The organism is SAR86 cluster bacterium (assembly GCA_023703615.1).
Classification (GTDB): Bacteria; Pseudomonadota; Gammaproteobacteria; order Magnimaribacterales; family D2472; genus MED-G85.
Map to the genome: position 1 here is coordinate 399909 of CP097971.1, position 23816 is coordinate 423724.

Here is a 23816-nt window from a genome sequence, read left to right on the forward strand (position 1 = left end):
ACTTCATTGAATAAATTGAAAAAAGCAGATATTGTGGAAACTGCTAAGAATTTTGGTCTTGATTTAGATATAAGTCTCACAAAAGTAAAACTACTAGAATCTTGGAAAACACATTTTAATTTAGAGGATAATTCAGCAGAAAAAGTTCCTGCAGAAGAAGTAAAAGCAGAAGCTCTAGCTGAAGAAGTTCCAGCTGAGGAAGAAGCTCCAGCAGAAGAAGTTCCAGCAGAAGAAGCTCCAGCAGAAGAAGTAAAAGTAGAAGCTCCAGCAGAGGAAGCACCAGCTGAGGAAGAAGCTCCAGCAGAGGAAGCTCCAGCAGAAGAGGCACCAGCTGAAGAAGTAAAAGCAGCTGCTGAAGAATCACAAGAGGAAGCTCAAGCAGAAGAAGTTTCAGCTGAAGAAGTAAAAGCAGAAGCTCCAGCTGAAGAAGAGACTGCTAACAAAGTGGAAGTTTCATTAGATGAAAAATCTCCCGCTCAAATAATTTCAGAATTTGAAAATAAACAAAAAAAATCAGATATACCAACCTTTAGACCTGGAGACACTGTAAGTGTCTCAGTAAAAGTAAAAGAAGGTGATAGAACTCGATTGCAAGCTTTTGAAGGGATTGTTATGGGTATCAAAAATCGAGGCCTAAATTCATCATTTATTGTTAGAAAGATTTCAAGTGGTATTGGTGTTGAAAGAACATTTCAATTACATAGTCCTCTAATAGACACAATTCAAATTAAAAGAAAAGGTGATGTAAGACAATCTAAATTATTTTATCTAAGAGAAAGATCAGGAAAATCTGCTAGAATTAAAGAAAGACTTGATTAGATAAATGAAAAATGTACATAAAAAGGATCAAATTCTTAGTTCCTTTTTAGACTTTCTATATATACAAAAAGGTCTATCTAATAATACGGCCTATTCATATCGAAATGATTTATTAGATTATTATCAATGGTGCTTTGATACCTATAAAACTCACCCTAAAACTAGTAAATTAATTAATGCAAATGATTATGTATCATATTTATTTAATAATGGTTTGAAAAGCTCGTCTGTTAATAGAAAAATTTCGTCAATTAAAACGTTTTATAAATATCTAATAAAAAAAAAGGTAATACAATTTTCACCATTTGATGATTTAATTATGCCAAAAAAGCCAAATTATTTACCAATCTCTATGTCTGAGAGGGATGTAGAAATTTTGTTAAATAGTCCAAAGAAGGATGTGCTTATTGAAATGAGAGATAAAGCTATGATAGAAATGTTATATGCCACCGGAATGCGAATTAGTGAATTGGTTAATTTAAAGATAACAGATATTGATCTAAAAAGATGTGTGGTTAAAGTTTTTGGTAAAGGTTCAAAAGAAAGATTAATACCATTCGGAGAAATAGCAGCGGAATTCATTTATTTGTATTTAAATACAAGAAAAAATGATAAGTCTAAGGCAGTTTTTCTCAGCAATAGGGGATCTGCAATCACAAGAGGAGCATTTTGGCAAAGAATAAAGATATACCTTAATAGAGAGGGATTAAAATCATCAATTTCACCCCATACCTTAAGACATGCTTTTGCTACACACTTATTAAATCGAGGCGCAGATCTTAGATCGGTACAAATTTTACTTGGCCATAGTGACTTATCAACAACCCAAATATATACTCATATTGCAAAAAAACGGTTAGGTGAAATTTTAAAGAAGCATCACCCTAGAGGTTAATATGTTAAAAAAAACAAAACTATCTTTATTATTATTATTTTTTATGAATCTTGAGTCAGATCAGGAATTAATTAAATCAAAAATTGCTTCCATTTTACCTTCAGATGTAACGATAGAAAAAATTGAACAAAGTTCAATTGACGGTCTTTTTAAAGTTTTTTATGGTGATATTCAGCCAATATATGTGACAGCAAATGGTAGCCATTTTATTTATGGAGATATGTTTCAAATAAATAAAGATGGTATTACAAACATTACAGAAATTGATATTAATAAAAAAAGAGCGCAAGTTTTAAGCCAAATCCCTAAAAGAGAGCTTATTTCATTTGTATCTAAAAATGAAAAATTTTCAGTACTAGTTTTTACTGATGTTGATTGCGGTTATTGTCGCAAGCTTCATAGTCAAATAGAAGACTACAATAAATTAGGTATTTCAATTAATTACCTAGCATTTCCAAGATCAGGACTTGGCACAGAGTCATTTTCTAAAATGGTTGGAGCTTGGTGCTCAAAAAACAAAAGAGATAGTATTTCTAAATTAAAAAATGATGAAAACATTGAAATCAATTTCTGTGATAGTCAACCTGTTTCAAATCATTTTGTAATTGGTCAAAAAATTGGTGTGGATGGAACACCGGCGATAATTATGCCAAATGGAAAACTTTTACCTGGATACCTCTCACCTTCAGAACTTTTTGAGAGATTAAAAGGATAAAATTATGCCAGATCAAGAATTTAAGAACGCTGGCAAACTGCCTCCATATATTTTTGCGGAAATTAATTCACTTAAATCAAAAGCCAGATCTAATGGAGAAGACATAATAGATTTTGGTATGGGTAATCCAGATCAGTCAACACCCAATCCAGTAGTAGATAAGTTGATAGAAACTGTTAAAAATCCAGCAACTCACAGATACTCTCAATCTGCAGGATTACCTAAATTAAGAGCTGCTATGAGAGATTGGTACATTAGAAGATATGAAGTAGATCTTGATATTGATTCTGAAATTGTTACATGTATGGGCTCTAAAGAGGGTATTGCCCATCTAGCGCTTGCTACATTGTCAAATGATGATAATGTTTTAGTGCAATCTCCTACATATCCAATACATTCATATGGTGTTGTCATAGCTGGTGCAAATCTTCACTCAATTAGTTTAAAAAATAACGAAGATGCTTTTATAGAGGACATAGAAAAAAAAATTATAAGTCTAAAAAGCAAACCAAAAATGATAATTATTAATTTTCCTTCTAATCCTACAACCGAGGCTGTGTCAATAAACTTTTTTGAAAAAATTGTTGAGATTGGAAAAAAATATGATATTTGGATAATTCATGATCTGGCTTATGCTGATATTGTATTTGATGGTTATAAGGCGCCGTCAATACTCCAAGTTACTGGAGCAAAAGATATAGCAGTTGAATTTTTTACTCTATCAAAATCCTATAATATGCCTGGATGGAGAGTAGGATTTTGTTGTGGCAATAAAGAATTGGTTGGCGCATTGATAAAAATTAAGTCATATATGGATTATGGAACATTTACACCAATTCAAGTTGCAGCTATCAAAGCAATTAATGAATGTGATAATGAGGTGAATCAAATTAGACAAATATATGAAAATAGAAGAAATGAATTATGCGATGGATTAAATAGAATAGGGTGGGATGTCACTAAACCTCTTGCAACAATGTTTGTTTGGGCTAAGATACCGAAAAAATTTAATGACTTAGGATCATTGGAGTTTAGTAAATTATTAATTAAACATGCAAAGGTTGCTGTTTCACCAGGAGCAGGGTTTGGCGAAGATGGAGATGACTATGTTAGATTTTCACTTATTGAAAACGAGCACAGGACGCGACAAGCAGTTAGAGGAATTAGAAATTTTTTCAATGGTTAGTAAATGAAAAATATAAAAATTGGAATTTGTGGTTGGGGCAATGTAGCTACCGGTCTTTTTAGTGCTTTAAATACTAATAAAGATATTTTAGAAAAGAATTCTGGTGCATCATTTTCAATAAAGGTTATTGGCGCAAGAAGAGACAATCCAAAATGTGATCCTGGAAATACTTGCATTGAAAGGGATATTTTCGAAGTTGTAAATCATGATGTTGATGTTTTAGTTGAGCTTATTGGTGGTGTTGAAACTGCAAGAGAGTTAATTCTTCATGCAATTAGAAATAAAAAACATGTTATTACTGCAAATAAAGCAGTGATTTACAGTCATGGTAATGAAATTTTTGCTGAAGCTAAAAAATATGGTGTTCATATACTTTTTGAATCCGCAGTGTGCGCAGGAACACCAATCATCAAGTTATTCAAAGAAGAGTTAGCAGGTAATAATATTTCAAAGATATCTGGAATGTTAAATGGAACCTCTAATTTTATTCTATCAAAAATGGAGGATGGAGGTGATTTTGAACCAACCCTAAAAAATGCTCAAGAAGAAGGTTATGCAGAGCCTGATCCCACTTTTGATATTGAAGGAACAGATGCTGCTCATAAAATTGGTATACTTGCATCTTTAGCATATGGATTATCATTACCGCCCAAAAATTTTCATATCGAAGGAATAACAAAGATTGAAAAAAATGATTTTCGTTATGCTGCTGAGCTTGGTTATACAATCAAGCATCTTGCTGTAGCAAAACTCAATGACGATAATTTAGAGTTACGAGCACATCCAGCTTTATTAGACTTAAATTCACATTTAGCAAATCTCAAAGGAGTTAGAAATGGGATCGAGGTTGATACAGACTTAATTGGTAAAATACATATTGCTGGATCAGGCGCAGGACAAGAATCTACAGCTTCTGGGCTAATATCTGATTTAGTTTATTTATCAAATTCTTTAGAAAATATGCAAAAACTAAACGAATCAAATAAAAATGATCAAATTCCAATTCTCGAATTCACTGATTTAATTTTTCAATACTATTTCTACATTGAAGCAGAGGATATTCCGGGTGTAATGGCTTCAATTAGTTCTTTAATGGCAAAAAATAACATTGGTATAGATAGCATTATTCAAAAAGATAAACTTGATAAAAATCATGTACCAATAATTCTAGTAACCAATCCATTTCAAGAAAAGGAACATGAAGCCCTTTTAAATGAACTCTCTCAGATTGAATCAATTAAAATAGTAAGATCTATAAGAATTGAAAAATAAAACATAATGTTATTTCATAGTACTCGAGGCAAAGATTCAAATAAAAGTTTTGAAGAGGTATTAATGCAAGGTCTTGCATCTGATGGAGGGTTGTTTATGCCAAATGAATGGCCTCAAGTAGATATTTCGAAACTAAAAGAAATGAATTCTTTCATAGAAATTGCAAAATATATTGTACCTTTATATACAAAATCGTCATTTACCGATGAGCAAGTTCAAAAAATACTTGATAATACTTGGCATAGTTTTTCTGATTCAAATTTGGCAAAAATAAAAGAGCTTGATGACTCAAAAATCATTCTTGAGCTTTTTCATGGACCCACTGCAGCATTTAAGGATTTTGGATTACAACTTGCTGCAAGTTTTTTTAATGAGAGCTTAATTAGATCAAATAAAACTGCAATTGTTTTAGGAGCCACATCAGGAGATACAGGCTCAGCAGCAATTGACTCTTGCAAAAGATTTGATTCAATAAAAAGTTTTATCCTTCTGCCTGAGGGAAATATGTCTGAAGTACAGAGAAGACAAATGACTACTGTCAATTCAGATAATGTATTTGTTTTAAAAGTAAATGGTACATTTGATGATTGTCAAAATATTGTTAAAGAGGGATTTAAAGTAAGATCATTTCTGAAAAATGATCAATATTTGTTAGCTGTAAATTCTATTAATTGGGTAAGAATAATAGGTCAAATATGTTATTACTTTTATGCATCGTTAAAAATTAGTAAATTTAAAGAAAAACTAAGTTTTTCTGTCCCAACTGGGAATTTTGGAAATGTTTTTGCTTGCTACTCGGCATTTAAAATGGGTATGCCTCTCAATAAAATAATTGTTGCAGTTAATAACAATAATATATTACATAGATTTTTTGAGAATAATGACTATTCAAAAAATGTAGTTAAAGAAACAATTTCACCAAGCATGGATATAAGTATAGCGAGTAATTTTGAAAGACTTATTTATGATTTTTATGCGAATAGAGATTCAAATTTATGCTCAGAATTATATTCAAATTTTCCGGAGTATCCTATTAGTGTTGAAAAAGAGTTATGGAAAAAATCTAAAGAGTTATTTGCAAGCTATACGGTTGACGATACCTCAACTGTAACTGCAATGAGAGATGTTTATAAATCATATGATTACTTGATGGATCCTCATACCGCTGTTGCACTTGAATCATCAGAGAAGCTCAAAGGTTTATATACTGGTAAAAATATTATTCTTGCAACCGCTCATCCAGCAAAATTTCCTAAAATTCTTGAAGAAGCAAGCTTAAAAATATCAAGCGTACCAGAAAGACTATCTTTGATATTTAACAAAGAAGAGCGATTTTTCGATCTACCTGCTTCCAAGGAGAAGATATTTAATTTTATTTCAGATCATAATAAATAGTCATGGATACAATTGAACTAAAATCTTCCTTAAAGGATCTTGAAATACGTTTAATAGAAATTAGAGATGGAGTATTCAATCTTATTGCAAAAGAAGATAGATTAAAGGAAATTGAAAATGATCTTACTAAAGAGGAAGTATGGTCTGACTTAGATTTATCACAAAAAATAAACAAAGAAAAAACTTCAATAGAAAAAAATATCAACTTATTTAAATCTGTCTTTGAAAAAGTTTCAGATAATATTGTTCTTTTGGAAATCGCAATTGATGAATCAGATCAACAATCAGTTATAGAAATTTCAAAAGAATATCCAAATCTTCAAAAACAAGTCGATGATTTAGAGTTAAGCAAAATGTTCACAAAAAAAATGGATTCTTCATCTGCCTATATTGAAATTCAGTCAGGCTCAGGAGGAACCGAAGCGCAAGACTGGGCAGAGATGTTATTAAGAATGTATTCTAAATGGGCAGAAAGTAGAGATTTTTCAATAGAGGTAACTGACATATCTTACGGAGAAGTTGCAGGAATTAAATCAGCTACAATTCATGTAACAGGCGATCACTCATATGGATGGTTGAGAACCGAGACAGGAGTTCATAGACTTGTAAGAAAATCTCCCTTCGATTCAGGTAACAGAAGACATACGTCTTTTGCATCAGTTTTTATTTCACCCGAAGTAGATGATTCAATAGAAATTACCATTAATAATTCTGATATAAGGGTAGACACCTACAGAGCATCTGGTGCAGGAGGTCAACATGTCAATAAAACTGATTCTGCTGTAAGGCTAACACATGTTCCAACAGGAACTGTTGCTCAGTGTCAAAGTGGAAGGTCACAACATAAAAATAAAGAAAGTGCATTAAAACAATTAAAATCTAAGCTTTACGAGTTAGAATTACATAAGCAAAATGAAGAAAAAAGGGAGCTAGAAGAAAGTAAATCAGACATAGGGTGGGGTAATCAAATTCGTTCCTATGTTTTAGATCAGTCTCGAATTAAAGATTTAAGAACAGGATACGAATCAGGAAATACAAATGCAGTTCTTAATGGGGATTTAGACGAATTTATGAAAACAAGTTTAAAAGCAGGAGTATAAATGTCAGAGGAAAATATTGGTGGAGAAGATTCAATTATTGATGAACGTAGAAAAAAATTAGAGATTCTTCGAAAAAATAATAAAGCGTATATAAATGATTTTCAAAAAAATCATTACGCTGATGACCTTCATACAAACAATGATTCTTTTTCAAAAGAAGAATTAGCCAAAAAAGATATCAATAATATTTCAATAGCAGGAAGAATTATCCTGAAGCGAGTTATGGGGAATGCAAGCTTTGCTACGATTAGAGATAAAAGTGGAGATATTCAAATATATGTAAGTAAAAATACCATTCCTGAGGAAGCTTATGAAGATTTTAAAACATGGGACCTTGGAGATATTGCTGGTGTAACTGGAAAATTGTTCAAAACAAAAACCAATGAACTAACAATTGAAGCAGACGACGTTGTTTTATTAACTAAAGCCATAAGACCAATGCCAGACAAATTCAAAGGACTGGCGGATATTGAAACAAAATATAGACAAAGATATCTTGATATCATGAGTAACGAAGATTCTAAGAATGTTTTTTTGAGTAGAACGAAAATCATTGAATCTCTAAGATCTTCTCTTATAAATAGAGACTTCATAGAAGTTGAAACTCCAATGATGCATCCAATTCCAGGTGGAGCGGTTGCAAGACCTTTTATAACAAAGCATAACGCGCTTGATAGAGATTTATTCTTAAGAGTAGCTCCAGAGCTATATCTAAAGAGATTGCTTGTTGGTGGTTTTGAAAGAGTATTTGAAATAAATAGAAGTTTTAGAAATGAGGGTCTGTCAACAAAACACAATCCTGAATTTACAATGCTCGAATATTATGAAGCATATTCAACTTTAGAAAAAACTATAGAATTTACAGCTAAGATGATTGCTGAGGCTGCTGAACTAGTTGCTGGAACAAAAAAATTAGTTTGGGGAGAGGATGAAATAGATTTATCAAAAATAAAAAAAGCAAATTTAATCGACTTAGTTATTGAGAATAATTCTAAAATTTCAAAAAATGAAATAAAAAAAATGAACGGTAAACAATTACTAAATCTTTTTGAGGAAACAGTTGAAAAGAATTTAATAGAACCTACATTTGTAATTGGCTACCCAACGTCAGTATCACCCTTATCAAGAAAAAATAACGAAAATCCAGATATTGCCGATAGATTTGAACTATTTATAGGCGGCAAAGAAATAGCTAATGGTTTTTGTGAACTTAATGATCCTGATGATCAGGCTGAAAGATTTAAAGATCAAGTTAAAGCAAAAGAATCAGGAGATAAAGAGGCGATGTCATTCGATGAAGACTACATAATAGCTCTTGAGCATGGTATGCCACCAGCTGTTGGCGTTGGTATTGGTTTGGATAGGTTGGTGATGTTAATTACTAACAAAACATCAATAAGAGACGTTATATTATTTCCACAACTTAAATCTTAGATCACCATCTAAACTTGTCAAAATTTTCTGGATTTGCCCAACCCTCTGGATTATTCCATGATCTTTTATTGTTATACGTTTTTAAGTTGTATGAAAAACACTCAAGATTATTGTTTGCGTCTTTGAATTCCTGTTGAAATCCAAGCTTAGTCATCTTCATATCGTTATTAGCTTCTAAAGAACCAAATATTACAATTTTTTGACTTAAAAGATTTTTTATCATGCCAATTTCATCTTCAGAAAGCATAATATCTTCAAACACTACAAACAAATTATCATCACTGGTGTTTGTAGGTGAAATTATTGGCTCAATAACTAGATTTTTTATTTTTGTTTTTTCCAAACGCTTTGCAATTTTAGAAACATCTTGCTTAGTAATTAAAGATAAATTAATACATTCTTCATCCTCAATTATATTAAATAGGAAGGCATTTCTAGTTTTTTCTTTTGTATTCATTTTAAAAGATGTTCGACATCTTTCCTTTCTGACTCAAGTTCATCTAAAGAGATTTTAAATTTTTCTTTTGCTAACTCAGATAATGTTAGATCTCTTTTAATGTCAATTTCACCATTAGGTAGACATATTAAAGGAAAACCACAAATCAATCCTTCTGGAGCTCCATATGAACCGTCACTTGCTATAGCTGCACTAAAAGAGTCACCATCACTTGTAGGAGTTTCGCATGCAATTATTGTATCTAAGGCCGCCTTTGCAGCAGATGTTGCAGAAGAAGCACCTCTTGCTTCAATTACTGCTTTGCCTCTTTGCTGAACAACAGGTAGAAAATCATTTTCAATCCACTCTTTGTCATTGATAATTTCAGAAGCAGACTTTCCCTTAATATAAGCATTCTCACAATCAGGGTACATTGTTGGACTATGATTGCCCCAAATAACCATATTCTTAATATCTGAAATGTTAAAATTTGTTTTTTTTGCAATAACTGATTTTGCTCTATTAGAATCAAGCATTGTCATAGCCATCCACAATTGAGATTTTTTTCCAGCAGAATTCATTCCAATTAAAGCATTTGTGTTTGCTGGATTTCCAACAACTAAAATTTTTGCATTATCCTTCCCAAATTCACCAATACATTTGCCCTGATCAACAAAAATACCACCATTTATTTTTAGTAGATCTGATCTTTCTTCTATTTTTTTTCCTTCGTAAACAATTCCTCTCGGAATACTTCCAACTAATAAAAACCAATCTGCATCAATTGCTGCTTCAGCAAAATTGTCAGTGAAAGTAACATTACCCATATTTGGAAAATATGAATCTTCTAATTCCATAACCAGACCCTCAAGCTTATTAACAACTTGTGGAATTTCCACTAAACAAAGATCAACAATTTTATCGCCAAATGTTCGCCCGTCCACTAATCGAGGTATTAGAGAATAAGCTATTTGTCCTGCAGCACCAGTTACAACTACTTTTACTTTTGAATTCATTTTTATTTTATAGATTTATTACATGTTAATTATAATAGGAAATAAACTCTGCATAGTAAAAATTTAATATATTGATTAGAATAATCGATCTGAGTTTCATAATTTTCATTGTTTAGGAGAAATATAATGAGCATAAGGTTTGATAACAAGGTTGCAATAGTAACTGGCGCTGGTGGAGGTATCGGCAAAGAGCATGCTTTAGAGCTTGCTAAAAGAGGCGCTAAGGTGGTTGTTAATGATCTTGGAGGAACCGTCGATGGGAGTGGTGCTAGTGATGCAGCCAATGAAGTTGTTGAACTGATCAAATCAAATGGGGGAGATGCATTTGCTAATGGAGCAAGTGTTACAGATTTAAACGCAGTGAAAGCTATGGTTGATCAAACAATGGATCAATGGGGCAGAATTGATATCTTGGTAAATAATGCTGGAATACTGCGTGACAAAAGCTTTCATAAAGTAACAATGGAAGATTTTAATTTAGTTATGGATGTTCATTTTCAAGGAAGTTTAAATTGTACTCATACAATTTTTCCTATTATGAGAGAGCAAGAATATGGAAGAATAATTTTTACAAGCTCTTCAAGCGGAGTTTTTGGTAATTTTGGGCAAACAAATTATGGTTCAGCAAAAATGGCAATGGTTGGACTTATGAATACTCTGAAACTTGAAGGACAAAATAAAAATGTTTATTCCAATGCAATAACGCCTGTTGCTTATACCAGAATGACTGAAGGATTAATCCCTGAAGATTTTGGAAAAAATTTACAACCAGAATATATAACACCAGCTATGATTTATCTAGCTAGTGAAAATGCACCTAATGGAGCAATTGTTGCTGCAGGAGCAGGTGTATTTTCTAGAATTTTCATTCATGAAACAATGGGAGTATCTTTAGGTATGGGTGAGGATATGACTCCAGAAAATATTGATGCAAATTGGGACAAAATTTCTGATATGACAGATGCTAGAGCTCTCCAAAATGGAGGAGAACAGACGTTAAAGTTCTTTGAATTGATTAATAAAGAATAGTTTAAATTGAAAAACTTGGACGGCTTGATATTTTTTTCACATATCTATCTAAATTTTGAAAATCCTCAAGAGCGAGCTTGTTTAGCCTTATAATGAATTGAAGTGAAGTAACCATCTGCAGATCTGCATATGTGAGCTTGTTACATGTTATGTAATTCTTACCTTCTAAATGTTTTTCGTAATATTCTAGTGATTCCTTTCCAACTTCTCTTTGAGCTAAGCCAAAATCTTTATTTTGATTTTCCATTTCACTCATAGCAGGATGAGTATGTCTAAATCCATGACCTAATGGGATCACTAATTCAAACGTAACTCTTGAATACCACATTTCTATCAAAGCTATTTCTGAGGGATTTTCACCAAACATATTTGGTTGTGGATATAAACATTCTAAGTATCTGCAGATAGCAGTTGTTTCAAGAATTACTTCATCGTTATCAAGCTGAAGAGCAGGTACTCTAGAATTAGGAGCAATTGCTTTGTATGCCTGCTTTTTATGTTCTAATTTTCCAAGATCAAGATTTATTATCTCAATATCAGTTATATTTTTTTCAGCAAGATAAATTAATACTTTTCTTGGATTAGGAGCACTTTTGCTTGAATATAGTTTCAATAATTATTCCCAATTTAAAGCTCCACCTACCTGATATTCAGTTACACGGGTTTCAAAAAAGTTTTTTTCCTTTCTTAGGTCAATGATTTCTGACATCCAAGGAAATGGGTTGCTTACCCCAATAAACTCTTCATCTAGGCCAAGCTGAGTAAGTCTTCTGTTAGCAATAAACTTGAGATATTCCTCCATCATTGATGCATTCATGCCAAGAACACCCCTGGGCATTGTATCCCTTGCATACTGAATTTCTAGCTCTGTACCCTCAAGAATCATCTGAGCAGCTTCAGCTTTCATTGCATCATCCCATAGATGTGGGTTTTCAATTTTAATTTGATTAATCACATCAATTCCAAAATTCACATGCATAGATTCATCTCTTAATATGTATTGGAATTGCTCAGCAGTTCCAGTCATTTTGTTTCTTCTGCCCATTGATAATATTTGAGTAAATCCACAATAGAAAAATATACCCTCTAGAACACAGTAAAAAGCGATTAAATTTTTAAGCAACTGCTTATCTGTTTCAACTGTTCCAGTTTTGAAGTCTGGATCAGATATCTCTTGAGTATATTTTAATCCCCATGATGCTTTACGAGCGACACAAGGTACTTCTCTATACATATTAAAGATTTCACCCTCATCCATACCAAGAGACTCAATACAATATTGATAAGCATGAGTATGAATAGCTTCCTCTAAGCTTTGCCTTAAAATATATTGTCTACACTCTGGGTTTGTAATTAATCTATAGATCGCAAGAACTAAGTTATTAGCAACTAATGAATCAGCAGTTGAGAAGAAACCAAGATTTCTCTTAACGATTATTCTTTCGTCTTCAGTTAATCCATCTTCAGATTTCCATAGCACTATGTCATTTGTCATATTAATTTCTTGAGGCATCCAATGATTTGCACTACCGTCAAGATATTTTTGCCATGCCCATTCATATTTGAAAGGAACAAGTTGATTAAGGTCAGCTTTGCAGTTGATCATCATTTTCTGATCAACCTCGACTCTTCCATTAGCCATCATTTCATCCAGCTCTTCAATACCGGCTGTTTCATCTAAATTATTAATTGCTTCTCTTGCTGCTTCTGCCCTTGTGCCTTCTTCAATTTCTGATTCAGGTACTTTTGCAATAGGTTCTTCAGCTTTTTTAACAACCTGTGGCTGATTTTTTTCTTTTACAACTTTTGCAGCAACTTCTTGTTGCAAAGGGCTTGTTGTTTCTTCTTTTCCGTATTCATCCCAATTTAACATAATATTTCTCCTTTAATTTATTGACACGCTTCACAATCTGGATCATCGAGAGAGCATGCATCTGGAATTGGTGCAGCAGCTCCTAATTCTTGTGTATCTTTTTGATTTTCGTTTGAACTAACAGCATTTAACTTGCCTTGTTGTACTGTTGATTTTTCAGTTGATGTAGCAGCTATGGATCGTAAATAATAAGTAGTTTTTAATCCAGAATACCAGGCCATTCTGTATGTTATATCTAATTTTTTACCGTCGGCATTACCAATATAAAGATTTAATGATTGCGCCTGGTCAATCCATTTTTGTCTTCTGCTTGCAGATTCAACTATATATCTTGGTTCTACTTCAAAGGCTGTTGAAAAAAGTTTTTTTATATCATCTGGAATTCTTGAAATTTCTGATAGGCTACCCTCAAAATACTTCAGATCATTAATCATCACATCATCCCAAAGATCAAGTCCTTTTAATTTTTTGACCAAGTGTGGATTAACAATTGTAAATTCACCAGACAAATTAGATTTTACATATAAGTTTTGGTAAGTTGGTTCAATTGACTGCGTTACGCCAGTTATATTTGATATCGTTGCCGTTGGTGCTATCGCCATCACATTTGAATTTCTCATTCCATCTTGTTTAACTTTTTTTCTTAACTTGTCCCATTCCAATGTTTCAGACCTATCAACTTTTATGTATTCCTTTCCTCTATGTTCTTCTAAGACTTCAATTGAATCCTTTGGAAGTATTCCTTTGCTCCATAGAGATCCCTCGAATGACTCGTATGCTCCTCTTTCCTTTGCAAGTTCTGTAGATGCATATATTGCGTTATAGCTTATTAGTTCCATGCTTCTGTCTGCAAACTCAACAGCATCTTTACTGCAGTAAGGAATGTCTTGCATGTAAAGAGCATCCTGGAATCCCATTAAACCAAGCCCTATTGGCCTATGCCTATAATTTGAGTTTTTTGCGGTATCTACAGAGTAATAATTTATGTTAATAACGTTGTCGAGCATCCTAATTGCTGTAGACACAGTTTTCTTTACTTTTTCTTCATCAAGTTTTCCATCTTTCATATGATTCGCTAGATTAACCGAACCTAAATTACAAACAGCTATTTCTTTATCAGCACTTGTATTCAAAGTAATTTCTGTGCACAAATTAGAAGAATGAATAACACCAGCATGTTGCTGCGGTGATCTTAAGTTGCATGAGTCTTTGAATGTTATCCATGGATGACCAGTTTCAAATAACATGGTTAACATTTTTCTCCAAAGCTCTTTTGCAGGAACTGATTTATGTTGATTCATCTCACCAGTTTTCGCTTTTTCCTCGTATTCTTCATATCTTTTCTCAAACATCTTTCCAGTCAAGTCATGTAAGTCTGGTGTTTCGCCTGGTGAAAATAAGGTCCAATTCTTATCTTGTTCTACTCTTTTCATGAATAAGTCAGGTACCCAATTTGCTGTATTCATGTCATGTGTTCTTCTTCGTTCATCCCCTGTGTTTTTTCTTAATTCTAAAAATTCTTCAATATCTAAATGCCAAGTCTCAAGGTAACCACACATTGCTCCTTTTCTTTTTCCGCCTTGGTTGACTGCAACTGCTGTATCGTTTGCAACTTTAAGAAAGGGTACCACTCCCTGACTTTTTCCATTTGTTCCTTTTATGTATGAGTTCATAGCTCTCACAGGAGTCCAATCATTTCCTAACCCGCCAGCCCATTTGGATAACAATGCGTTATCTTTCATAGCTGAAAAAATACCATCTAAATTATCAGGAATAGTAGTTAAGTAGCAGGATGATAATTGAGGTCGTTTTGTACCAGAGTTAAAAAGAGTTGGAGTAGAGCTCATATAATCGAAACTTGATAGTAATCTATAAAACTCAATTGCTCTTTCTTCTCTTTTTTCTTCTTCTATTGCTAAACCCATAGCAACTCTCATGAAAAACACTTGAGGTAATTCGTATCGGGTATCATCACAATGAATAAAATATCTATCGTATAAAGTTTGCAATCCTAAATAAGTAAATTGATTGTCTCTTGAGTATTCAATAGCATTTCCAAGCATATTTAAATCATAAGTTTTCAGCTCTGGATCTAATATATCTAATTCAATACCTTTATCTATATAGGCTTTAAATGCTTCAGGATAATACTTTTCCATTTCTTGATAAGTAGACTCTTCTGCTACTCCGAGAAAACTTAGGGCTTCATTTCTTATTTGATCCATCAATATTCTTGCAGTCACAAATGAATAATTTGGTTCTTTTTCAACTTTTGTTCTTGCTGACATGACTAAGCTTGTTCTCATATCTGAGATAGACACACCGTCGTATAAATTTTTTAAAGCTTCCTCTAGCACCTCATTCATTGAGACATGCTCAAGCCCTTCACATGCATCATTAATTAAACCTGCCAACCTTTCAACATCAAGAGGCACTATTGATCCATCACTTTTTGTTATATTAATTGCTGGTGTGTCTGGAATATCGAAGTCAGGTGTTTCTATTTTTCTTTGTTGTGTTCTGTCTGCCCTGTAAAGAATATAACTTTTTGCTACTTTTAATTCCTCAGCTCTCATCAATTGGAGTTCCACTTGATCTTGTATCTCTTCAATATGCAGTGTTCCACCAGATGGCATCCTTCTTTCAAAAACTTCTATGACGTCAGATGTTATATCATCAACTTTTTTATGAATCCTTTCACTGGCTGCTGCATTTCCAGATTCAACTGATAAAAAAGCTTTTGTTATAGCAACTTTAATTTTATCTTCTTCAAAACTGACCACTTTTCCATTTCTTTTTATGACTCTTAGTTTTCCTGGTGCAGTTATTTCAATTTCTGTCAATGGTGTGTTTTGTTGATTCTGTATTTTTGTTTCTTGTTGTCTTTCCATATTTTTTGTCTTTCCCTATCTTTTTTACCGCATTAATCCATCTCTGTTATGTAAGAGTTTTAAGATTCGCTTTGTATGAAGTCTAGCGTGTCTGCAATTACACCAACTTTTTTTCCACTCTTGCTAATATTACACACGATCGGGGTAAAGAATCAAGTAAAAAACACTATATATTGTGATATTTTTATATTTTATTACCATATAGTGTATATAAAGTGTTTTTTTGCTGTTGGTAACAAGTGTACAAATTGTGGATAATTAAATATTAAAGGAACAAATTATGACAAACTTTCTATCAATTGATCAGGGTACAACAAGCTCAAGGGCTGTAATATACAATGAAGATGATATTGCAATTTATGACTCTCAAAAAGAATATAGCTTAGATTTTCCAAATGATGGTTGGGTTGAAGCGGACCCAAGCACATTATTGCAAACAGTGAATCAATGTTTAGATGATGTGCTTCGAGAGAGAAATATAGATATTATTTCCTGCGGCATTACAAATCAAAGAGAAACAACTATTGTATGGTCAAAGGATTCGGGTATTCCAATTTACCCAGCAATTGTTTGGCAAGATAGGAGAACAAATGATCTCTGTGAAAGCATGAGATCTATTAAAATAGATAATTTGATTAAAGAAAAAACTGGATTGATCTTAGATCCTTATTTTTCAGCTACAAAAATTAAATGGATTCTTGATAATGTAGATGGCGCAAGAAAAAAAGCAGAGAATGGCGAATTATTATTTGGAACTGTAGACACATTTCTAATTTATAACTTAACTTCAGAAAAGAATCACTTTACTGATATTACAAATGCATCAAGAACAATGCTTTTTAATATAGTAGAAAAAAAATGGGATGAAGAATTATTAGAACTCTTTGATATACCGATTTCTATGATGCCTAAAGTCAAATCTTGTGACGCCTACTATGGAACGATCAAAAAAAATGATAAAAAAATTCCCATTAATGGTGTAATTGGCGATCAACAGAGCGCATTAGTTGGTCAAGGATGTTTTCAAAAAGGAGATATAAAATCCACTTATGGCACTGGCTGTTTTTTAATAGTAAATACTGGTGATGAAGTAATAAATGTAAAAGAAGGATTATTAACAACTATTGGATATGAGTTAAATAATGAGGTTTGTTATGCACTTGAAGGCAGTATTTATTCTTGTGGGACTCTTGTGAAATGGCTAAGAGATAAAATGAAATTATTTAATAATGCTTCTGAAAGTGAAAATTTCATGAATAAAAATTGGAACTCTAATAATGTTTTGTTTCTTCCTGCATTAAATGGTTTGGGTGCCCCATATTGGAACTCAGAAATTAGAGGTGGTTTTTATGGAATAACACAAAGTTCTTCAAAAAATGATTTAATAACAGCGGTATTTAAATCAATTTGTTTCCAAACCTTAGATATTGTAAAAATTTTTAAAAAATATGATATTTCTATCAATCAGTTAGCAATAGATGGAGGTATGGTAAACAATAAAAGCTTCTGTCAAATGCTTTCAGACATAATACAAACAGATGTTTTTAGGCCAACAAACTCAGAATCTACTGCACTAGGGGCATGTAAGGTAGCTAAAATAGGTTCTGGTTTAAATTTCAAAGACGAAATTATAGATGGCACAAAATATTGTCCGAATAAATCTTTAAAATCAATCCAGAATGAAGATTTTTCTAAATGGGTTAACTATATAGATCGCAGTATTAAAAGCATAAAATAACCTATTATTTTTATATATTTAAGGATTAACTAAATTTAAAAATATCATATACAATAACTGCTTTTTTAGGTTAAGGCTTTTATGTATAAATATAAAATTTTTAATAATATCGCACAAGAGGGCATAGATATTCTTAATGAGAATAACATTCTTATAGATGAACTTGAGCCAGACGCATTATTTTTAAGAAGTCATATTTTAAAAAATTCAGATTTTAATAAATCGCTTAAATGTATTGGTCGAGCAGGTGCTGGAACTAATAATATTCCAGTAGACTTTGCAACGAACAATGGGATAGTTGTTTTTAATACTCCTGGCGCGAATTCTAACGCCGTTAAAGAATTAGTAATCTGTGGGATGATATTAGCTTCAAGAGGAATTATACAGGGCAATACTTATACAAAGAGTTTATCTAATGAAACAAGTGAAAGTATAAACACTTCAATAGAATCACAAAAGAAAAATTTTAAGGGTAACGAACTAAAAGGAAAAACTTTAGGAATAATTGGATTAGGCGCGATTGGATCACTTCTTGCTCGAACAGCTGAAGTTATGGGTATGAAAATAATTGGGTATGATCCGCATATATCCATAGATTCTGCATGGAGGTTGCCAAAGGATGTTCAAAAAGCGGATTCACTTGAAGATTTGTTATCAAATTCAGACTATGCATCGCTTCACATTCCATTGAACAAACAAACCAAAAACATGATATGCAGTAAAACAATTTCTTCATGTAAAGATGGATTAAAACTTATAAATTTATCGCGGGGAGGTATTGTAAATAATGATGATGTTATAGAAGGATTAAATAACAATAAACTCTCAAAATTTGTGACTGATTTTCCAACCTTAGAATTAATTGAACGAGCAAGCACAAAAAATGATGTAATACTGTTGCCACATATAGGTGCCAGTACGCAAGAAGCTGAAATTAATTGTGCAGAAATGGCTGCAGAACAAATTAGTAACTTTTTAAAAAATGGAATCATAAATAATTCAGTCAATTTTCCAACCATTAGACTTAGTCGAAGTACTAAATATCGTTTAGTTGTAATAAATTTAAATGAACCAGGAATGATAGGAATGATAACTGATGAAATTGGAGCTTTAAATATTAATATTGCCGATATGACCCACAAGACAAGAGATAAAATTGGTATTAGTCTTATAGATTTAGAGACCGAACCTAATAATTTACTGATTAATAATATTCAAAATTTAGAAAATGTAATAAGTATTAGAGTTTGTAAACAGTAGTATTTCTACTCAAGATAAAGAAAAGATATAGTTAAATATATAGAATTTTGATTGTATATAAAAATTGAATAAATAAACACTTGTCAACAGTTGCAAACAATGATAATAGAGGGTACAGAGGATAAGGCCTTGATAGTGTAAATTTTGACCAGTATTTACATAAGTTACTAATATAAGGTTATATTTTAATATCTGTATAAATTTTGTACAAGTTTACAAAAACCTTTATATAATAGGGTTTTATGTGCTATAAATAAAGTTATCCATAACTTTATCCACAGTTTCTGTGGATAAAAAATGAGATGTTTTTTATATGGTTATGACTGAAACTGAACTACCAAAAAATTGGCAAAATATACTTGATATAGACATTAATATTAGTTGCATCAATAAATGTATAGAAATAATTAATGAAAAAAGATCTAAAGGAATTGAAATTTATCCAACAAACAAAAATATTTTTAGAGCCTTTAAAAAATGTGGATATCAACAAACAAAAGTTGTAATTTTTGGACAAGATCCTTATCACCAATTTGGTATTGCTGATGGTCTTGCATTTTCTAGCGGTATCGAAAGTAAAGTACCAGCATCACTTCAAAATATATTTAAAGAAATAAAAAATGATATTGGATTTATTCATAATACAAAATCAAATTTAGATTCATGGGCAAAACAAGGAGTTCTTCTTCTTAATACATCATTGAGCGTTGAGCATGGAAAACCTAATTCTCATAGAAATATTGGCTGGTCAAATTTAATCAATGCTGTAATAAAATCTTTAAGCGATAAGGGAAAAGTTGTTTTTATGTTATGGGGTAATGAAGCAGCAAAAATTGAAGCTTTAATTGATTGCAAGAAAAATTATGTACTTCGGTCATCTCATCCTTCACCTTTGTCGGCTCACGTAAGTTTTTTTGGTTGCAAACACTTTTCAATGGCAAACAAATATCTAAAAGCTAACAATATTAATACTATTAATTGGTGACTTTTAAGATTAAATTGTTTTTTGTTAATTCTTCTTCAAAGCTTGTTTTAATCATGGCATGAAAAACTTTTTTGTTATTAATAAAAATTGGTTTACCAATTAAACCTATTTCTTTCTCATTTATATATTTATCATCTGCAATTACTGTTATAAATTTTCTTCTACTAACACCAAGATATTTCATTCTGGCAATAATTTCTTGACCTCTGAAGCAACCTTTTTCAAAAGATACTCTCAAATTGTCATAATTCAACTCAAAGGGTCTAAATTTTCCAAGATCCTCTGCGAGCATGCTATAGTTGTTCAATATTGCATTTGCAATATTCCAGTTATAATTAGAAATTTTAGATTCATCAATTTTTGATGCATGCAAGGAAATATAAAGCTTAATTTCTTTATTTTCGAGCGTTTTCATCATTCCGGTTTTGGTCTTATCTTTTTTAAATGTTATGTGCCCAAATACATACTCACTAGATTCAACAAATTCGCAATTATAAAATTTAATAAAAGGCTTAAGTTCTTCAATAAAGATATTTTTTTGATCTTTAGAAATGACAATTTTAAAAGTATCTTTTTGTTTAACAATGTAAAAATCTGACATTACAAAACCTTTTTGGTTACAAATTGCTGATAATTGAACAGCATTATCTTGAAGTTTTTCTATATCAGACGTAACCTGACCCTGAAGAAATTCGAAAGCTTTTTTACTATCTCCTGAAATTTTTATAACAGACAGACTAGGAAGATGTATTGTTCCATATTCTAATATTTTTTTTTCTATATCGATTTTTCTTGTAAAATAATTTTTTATATTCATATTTTAACCAATGAACAAAGAAATAAACAGAATTGCTTGGAAATGTAGAAGAGGCATGAGAGAAATCGATCTACTATTAAGAGAGTTTTCAAAAGAGCATTTAAGCAATCTTGATATTAAAAATATTGAATTACTTGATTTAATTTTAGAAAGAGATGACCAGTCCTTATATGATTATATTTTTAAAAATATCTCTTTAGGCAACAGCGAGCAAGAAAAATTCATTGATACGTATTTAAAAAAATTTACAAAACAAGGAAACTTTTAATATTTTTTACTGTCTTAAAAACAAGGAATCTGTGATTGATGAATAATCTTGTTAACAAGGATGATAATTTGATCATTGAAAAAGCCAAAAAAGGCAGTGAGGAAGCTATAACGTATCTAATGAACAAATATTATCCAAGGGTGTATTCATCTTTGTACTCCTTTACAAAATCTCATCAAGATTCTGAGGATTTAGCTCAACAAACATTCATCAAAGTGTGGAGCCAAATTGATAAATTTAGAGGCGAAAGTGCTTTTTTTACTTGGGTATATAGGATTGCAATAAATTTAGCAAAAAATTATGTTTCAAGTGCAGGTTATAAGAAATCAAGATTAAATATTTCTTCAGATGATTTTGATCTTGAATTTAATTCAGTATCAAATCCAGAACTTGATTTAATCCATAGTGAGGCTCTTGAACTAATTAGTAACTTTATTAAAACTTTACCAGAGTTATTGAAAACATCATTTCTGCTTAGAGAGGAAGATGGTAAATCTTATGAAGAAATATCTACAATTACCAACACACCCATTGGTACAGTAAGATCAAGAATATTTAGAGCAAGAGAATTAATATTAAATTTTATTTCTGAGGAGATCAGCGGTGAATGAAATAGATAATAATGATGAAAAGTTATCAGCTTTTTACGATGGTGAGATAGCCGACAATGAAATTAATGATATATTATCAAAGGTTTCTGATGATAAAACTATACAAAATAAGATTTTTAGATACGGACTTATAAGTGCTGCTATATCTCGCGATAGTAAAATCGTTAAATTACAAAATAAAAAAACTCTTCATATAAATCCTTGGATATCTAATGCGGCAACAGCTGCAGCATCAGTTTTATTGACATTGTTTTTTATAAATCAATCAGATTTATTAAGATATGGAACCGATCAATCGGCTAACAAAGAAATTGCTTTAGCTATTCAAAGCGAAGAGGCAAAATTAATTGCTGATAGAGATAATAGTGTTCTAGTTGACCATGTAATGAACATAATAAATAACCCAGAATACATGAACAATCAAAATAACTTTGATTTAACAAATGTTGGATTCTCTTCTCAAAAAGGATCTGGCTATAAATTTTATACAAACGGAAGCCAAAATTTTTTAATGCGTATTGAAAAAAATAAATTTGGTATCACTAAAGTTAAGTACTGGAAGCATGGAAACAAATCTATATTTGTAATACCCTTAAATAACGAGCAAACTATGACTTTATACGGTAATATTACTGCTGATAATGCCATTAAAATTGCAAACTCAATCAAATAAAAACTATGAAAAACTTAATCAATTACTGTATATTCTTTTTTGCACTATTTGTTATAACAGGCTTCAGCGAGGCTAACTTACCGAGCAATATATCTGACTTAGTAAAGGATTCAGCGCCTGCAGTTGTAAATATTACATCAAAAAAAGAATCTACCCAAAGCAATCAATATGGATATGGAATTCCAGATGAATTGCTGGAAAGGTTTGGCATACCAAGACAGTATAGGCAAATGCCTGAGCAAAAAAGAGAGTCTATTTCTTATGGATCTGGCTTTATTTTTAAAGAAAACTATATTCTCACGAATTATCATGTTGTTGAAAATGCTACAGAAGTAACAGTATCTTTGTCTGATAGAAGAGAATATTTAGCAGAAGTTATAGGAGTAGACAGATTATCTGATCTTGCAGTGCTTCAAGTTGAGGGAAAAGATCTACCAAAAGTTAATATAGGCAATAGCGATAATTTATTAGTTGGAGATTGGGTTGTCGCTATAGGTTCACCTTTTAGTTTTGATTTTTCAGTAACAGCTGGGATTATTAGTGCTAAGGGCAGAAGCATTCAAAATAACAACATTGGTAACTATGTTCCTTTTTTGCAAACTGACGTTGCTATTAATCCAGGGAACTCCGGAGGCCCACTTTTTAATCTCGATGGTGGAGTTGTAGGTATAAATTCACAAATTTATTCTCGCAGTGGTGGATATCAAGGTTTGGCTTTTGCAATACCTATAAATGTTGCAGTTGATGTTGCTGAACAAATAATAAATACCGGTAAAGTTGCTAGAGGCTACCTTGGGGTAAGAATGAGTGAGGTAGATAGTGATCTTGCCGATGCTTTAGGCATGAAAAAACCATATGGCGCACTAATTAATGATGTTGAAGCAGGCGAATCAGCCGACAGGGCAGGATTAATGCCAGGAGACGTCATAATTGAATTTGATAAAAAGGAAATAAAATTTAGTAGTGATCTTCCACATGTTGTTGGACAGATAAGACCAGATACAGATGCTTATGCAAAGGTTATTAGAGATGGTGAAGAAATCAAACTTAAGTTTCTCCTTGGAGAATTACCAGTTAATAAAGAATCATTCATTCCAGCAAAAGCTCAATCTTCATCAGATCCTGTGGGTATAAAAGTAGCTGACATAGATAGAGATAATCCATCCATGGAAAATCTTCAAGATGGTGCTATTGTCACCCGCGTTGATCCTGGTTCTTCAGCATCTGGCAAAATAACAAGAGGCGATGTTATCACAATGATTCAATACAAAGGCAAGAAATATGACGTTTATGATAAAGATTCTTATGTCAGCTCAATAGAGAATTTTTCAAGTGGCAATAAAGTAGCTTTTCATATTATTAGAAATGGCACCAGACTCATAAGATCGATAACAATTAAATAA

The 23816-nt window shown here is 31.8% G+C and carries 22 protein-coding genes; 16 read left to right on the plus strand and 6 right to left on the minus strand.

The window, feature by feature from the left end; all coding sequences use genetic code 11:
• Positions 1-444 precede the first annotated feature (444 nt).
• From rplS to lysS, 8 genes are read left to right on the plus strand one after another with little or no spacing between them, the layout of a single operon-like run.
• Positions 445-819 (plus strand): 50S ribosomal protein L19, encoded by a 375-nt coding sequence (gene rplS, locus M9C80_02155; protein ID URQ70191.1) that lies wholly within the window; start codon positions 445-447, stop codon positions 817-819.
• Between the two features lie 4 nt (positions 820-823).
• A complete protein-coding gene (gene xerD / locus M9C80_02160) occupies positions 824-1714 on the plus strand; it encodes a site-specific tyrosine recombinase XerD (protein ID URQ69980.1) in 891 nt (296 codons plus the stop codon).
• Between the two features lies 1 nt (position 1715).
• Positions 1716-2429, plus strand: coding sequence for a thioredoxin fold domain-containing protein (locus M9C80_02165; GenBank protein URQ69981.1), 714 nt, complete (start codon positions 1716-1718; stop codon positions 2427-2429).
• A 4-nt stretch (positions 2430-2433) separates the two neighbouring features.
• Positions 2434-3615: an aminotransferase class I/II-fold pyridoxal phosphate-dependent enzyme gene (locus tag M9C80_02170; protein URQ69982.1), complete on the plus strand. Its 1182-nt coding sequence runs from the start codon at positions 2434-2436 to the stop codon at positions 3613-3615.
• Positions 3616-3618: 3 nt separating this feature from the next.
• Positions 3619-4887 (plus strand): homoserine dehydrogenase, encoded by a 1269-nt coding sequence (locus tag M9C80_02175; protein URQ69983.1) that lies wholly within the window; start codon positions 3619-3621, stop codon positions 4885-4887.
• 6 nt (positions 4888-4893) lie between these two features.
• The gene (thrC, locus tag M9C80_02180) at positions 4894-6282 is read left to right on the plus strand and encodes a threonine synthase (protein URQ69984.1); all 1389 of its coding nucleotides are present in this window, start codon (positions 4894-4896) and stop codon (positions 6280-6282) included.
• A 2-nt stretch (positions 6283-6284) separates the two neighbouring features.
• Positions 6285-7382 carry a peptide chain release factor 2 gene (gene prfB / locus M9C80_02185; GenBank protein URQ69985.1) on the plus strand — a complete coding sequence of 366 codons (1098 nt, stop codon included), beginning with the start codon at positions 6285-6287 and terminating at the stop codon, positions 7380-7382.
• Entirely contained in the window at positions 7383-8816 is a 1434-nt protein-coding gene (gene lysS, locus M9C80_02190) for a lysine--tRNA ligase (protein URQ69986.1), read from the plus strand. It abuts the gene before it with no gap.
• A gap of 1 nt (position 8817) precedes the next feature.
• Here lysS and M9C80_02195 read toward each other — a convergent pair whose 3' ends face one another.
• Positions 8818-9273 (minus strand): DUF6231 family protein, encoded by a 456-nt coding sequence (locus M9C80_02195; protein URQ69987.1) that lies wholly within the window; start codon positions 9271-9273, stop codon positions 8818-8820.
• Positions 9270-10268 (minus strand): malate dehydrogenase, encoded by a 999-nt coding sequence (locus M9C80_02200; protein ID URQ69988.1) that lies wholly within the window; start codon positions 10266-10268, stop codon positions 9270-9272. The genes M9C80_02195 and M9C80_02200 overlap by 4 nt, the downstream gene beginning before the upstream one ends.
• A 126-nt stretch (positions 10269-10394) precedes the next feature.
• Here M9C80_02200 and M9C80_02205 point away from each other — a divergent pair, with 126 nt between their 5' ends.
• Positions 10395-11297, plus strand: coding sequence for an SDR family NAD(P)-dependent oxidoreductase (locus M9C80_02205; protein ID URQ69989.1), 903 nt, complete (start codon positions 10395-10397; stop codon positions 11295-11297).
• Between the two features lies 1 nt (position 11298).
• On the opposite strand, the gene M9C80_02210 is transcribed toward M9C80_02205, so the two are convergent.
• Genes M9C80_02210 through M9C80_02220 form a run of 3 tightly spaced genes read right to left on the minus strand, consistent with a single transcriptional unit; the run spans position 11299 to position 16061 of the window.
• Positions 11299-11910, minus strand: coding sequence for a glutathione S-transferase family protein (locus M9C80_02210; GenBank protein ID URQ69990.1), 612 nt, complete (start codon positions 11908-11910; stop codon positions 11299-11301).
• A 3-nt stretch (positions 11911-11913) separates the two neighbouring features.
• A complete protein-coding gene (locus M9C80_02215; protein URQ69991.1) occupies positions 11914-13170 on the minus strand; it encodes a ribonucleotide-diphosphate reductase subunit beta in 1257 nt (418 codons plus the stop codon).
• A 17-nt stretch (positions 13171-13187) separates the two neighbouring features.
• Entirely contained in the window at positions 13188-16061 is a 2874-nt protein-coding gene (locus M9C80_02220; protein URQ69992.1) for a ribonucleoside-diphosphate reductase subunit alpha, read from the minus strand.
• A 280-nt stretch (positions 16062-16341) separates the two neighbouring features.
• Here M9C80_02220 and glpK point away from each other — a divergent pair, with 280 nt between their 5' ends.
• From glpK to M9C80_02235, 3 genes are all read left to right on the plus strand, one after another.
• A complete protein-coding gene (gene glpK / locus M9C80_02225; GenBank protein URQ69993.1) occupies positions 16342-17799 on the plus strand; it encodes a glycerol kinase GlpK in 1458 nt (485 codons plus the stop codon).
• An 81-nt stretch (positions 17800-17880) separates the two neighbouring features.
• Positions 17881-19059 carry a 3-phosphoglycerate dehydrogenase family protein gene (locus M9C80_02230; GenBank protein URQ69994.1) on the plus strand — a complete coding sequence of 393 codons (1179 nt, stop codon included), beginning with the start codon at positions 17881-17883 and terminating at the stop codon, positions 19057-19059.
• Between the two features lie 319 nt (positions 19060-19378).
• On the plus strand, positions 19379-20044 hold the full coding sequence (locus M9C80_02235; GenBank protein URQ69995.1) for a uracil-DNA glycosylase: 666 nt from the start codon (positions 19379-19381) through the stop codon (positions 20042-20044).
• Here the strand turns inward: M9C80_02235 and M9C80_02240 are convergent.
• A complete protein-coding gene (locus M9C80_02240) occupies positions 20034-20861 on the minus strand; it encodes a hypothetical protein (GenBank protein URQ69996.1) in 828 nt (275 codons plus the stop codon). The genes M9C80_02235 and M9C80_02240 overlap by 11 nt on opposite strands.
• 10 nt (positions 20862-20871) lie before the next feature.
• On the opposite strand from M9C80_02240, the gene M9C80_02245 reads away from it, so the two are divergent.
• The 4 genes from M9C80_02245 to M9C80_02260 are packed head-to-tail and all read left to right on the plus strand — an operon-like array spanning position 20872 to position 23816.
• A complete protein-coding gene (locus M9C80_02245) occupies positions 20872-21129 on the plus strand; it encodes a succinate dehydrogenase assembly factor 2 (GenBank protein URQ69997.1) in 258 nt (85 codons plus the stop codon).
• Between the two features lie 38 nt (positions 21130-21167).
• Positions 21168-21740, plus strand: coding sequence for a sigma-70 family RNA polymerase sigma factor (locus M9C80_02250; GenBank protein ID URQ69998.1), 573 nt, complete (start codon positions 21168-21170; stop codon positions 21738-21740).
• Positions 21733-22413 carry an RseA family anti-sigma factor gene (locus M9C80_02255; GenBank protein ID URQ69999.1) on the plus strand — a complete coding sequence of 227 codons (681 nt, stop codon included), beginning with the start codon at positions 21733-21735 and terminating at the stop codon, positions 22411-22413. Before M9C80_02250 ends, M9C80_02255 begins: the two co-directional genes overlap by 8 nt.
• Positions 22414-22418: 5 nt before the next feature.
• Positions 22419-23816 (plus strand): Do family serine endopeptidase, encoded by a 1398-nt coding sequence (locus M9C80_02260; GenBank protein ID URQ70000.1) that lies wholly within the window; start codon positions 22419-22421, stop codon positions 23814-23816.

Excerpts from the sequence above, each read along its gene's own strand:
- glpK (URQ69993.1), top strand. The coding sequence starts at position 16,342 with ATGACAAACTTTCTATCAATTGATCAGGGTACAACAAGCTCAAGGGCT.
- M9C80_02235 (URQ69995.1), top strand. The coding sequence starts at position 19,379 with ATGACTGAAACTGAACTACCAAAAAATTGGCAAAATATACTTGATATA.
- M9C80_02170 (URQ69982.1), top strand. The coding sequence starts at position 2,434 with ATGCCAGATCAAGAATTTAAGAACGCTGGCAAACTGCCTCCATATATT.
- M9C80_02230 (URQ69994.1), top strand. The coding sequence starts at position 17,881 with ATGTATAAATATAAAATTTTTAATAATATCGCACAAGAGGGCATAGAT.
- M9C80_02195 (URQ69987.1), bottom strand. The coding sequence starts at position 9,273 with ATGAATACAAAAGAAAAAACTAGAAATGCCTTCCTATTTAATATAATT.
- M9C80_02260 (URQ70000.1), top strand. The coding sequence starts at position 22,419 with ATGAAAAACTTAATCAATTACTGTATATTCTTTTTTGCACTATTTGTT.
- M9C80_02215 (URQ69991.1), bottom strand. The coding sequence starts at position 13,170 with ATGTTAAATTGGGATGAATACGGAAAAGAAGAAACAACAAGCCCTTTG.
- thrC (URQ69984.1), top strand. The coding sequence starts at position 4,894 with ATGTTATTTCATAGTACTCGAGGCAAAGATTCAAATAAAAGTTTTGAA.
- M9C80_02240 (URQ69996.1), bottom strand. The coding sequence starts at position 20,861 with ATGAATATAAAAAATTATTTTACAAGAAAAATCGATATAGAAAAAAAA.
- M9C80_02175 (URQ69983.1), top strand. The coding sequence starts at position 3,619 with ATGAAAAATATAAAAATTGGAATTTGTGGTTGGGGCAATGTAGCTACC.
- prfB (URQ69985.1), top strand. The coding sequence starts at position 6,285 with ATGGATACAATTGAACTAAAATCTTCCTTAAAGGATCTTGAAATACGT.
- M9C80_02200 (URQ69988.1), bottom strand. The coding sequence starts at position 10,268 with ATGAATTCAAAAGTAAAAGTAGTTGTAACTGGTGCTGCAGGACAAATA.
- M9C80_02205 (URQ69989.1), top strand. The coding sequence starts at position 10,395 with ATGAGCATAAGGTTTGATAACAAGGTTGCAATAGTAACTGGCGCTGGT.
- M9C80_02165 (URQ69981.1), top strand. The coding sequence starts at position 1,716 with ATGTTAAAAAAAACAAAACTATCTTTATTATTATTATTTTTTATGAAT.
- M9C80_02245 (URQ69997.1), top strand. The coding sequence starts at position 20,872 with ATGAACAAAGAAATAAACAGAATTGCTTGGAAATGTAGAAGAGGCATG.
- xerD (URQ69980.1), top strand. The coding sequence starts at position 824 with ATGAAAAATGTACATAAAAAGGATCAAATTCTTAGTTCCTTTTTAGAC.
- M9C80_02250 (URQ69998.1), top strand. The coding sequence starts at position 21,168 with ATGAATAATCTTGTTAACAAGGATGATAATTTGATCATTGAAAAAGCC.
- lysS (URQ69986.1), top strand. The coding sequence starts at position 7,383 with ATGTCAGAGGAAAATATTGGTGGAGAAGATTCAATTATTGATGAACGT.
- M9C80_02220 (URQ69992.1), bottom strand. The coding sequence starts at position 16,061 with ATGGAAAGACAACAAGAAACAAAAATACAGAATCAACAAAACACACCA.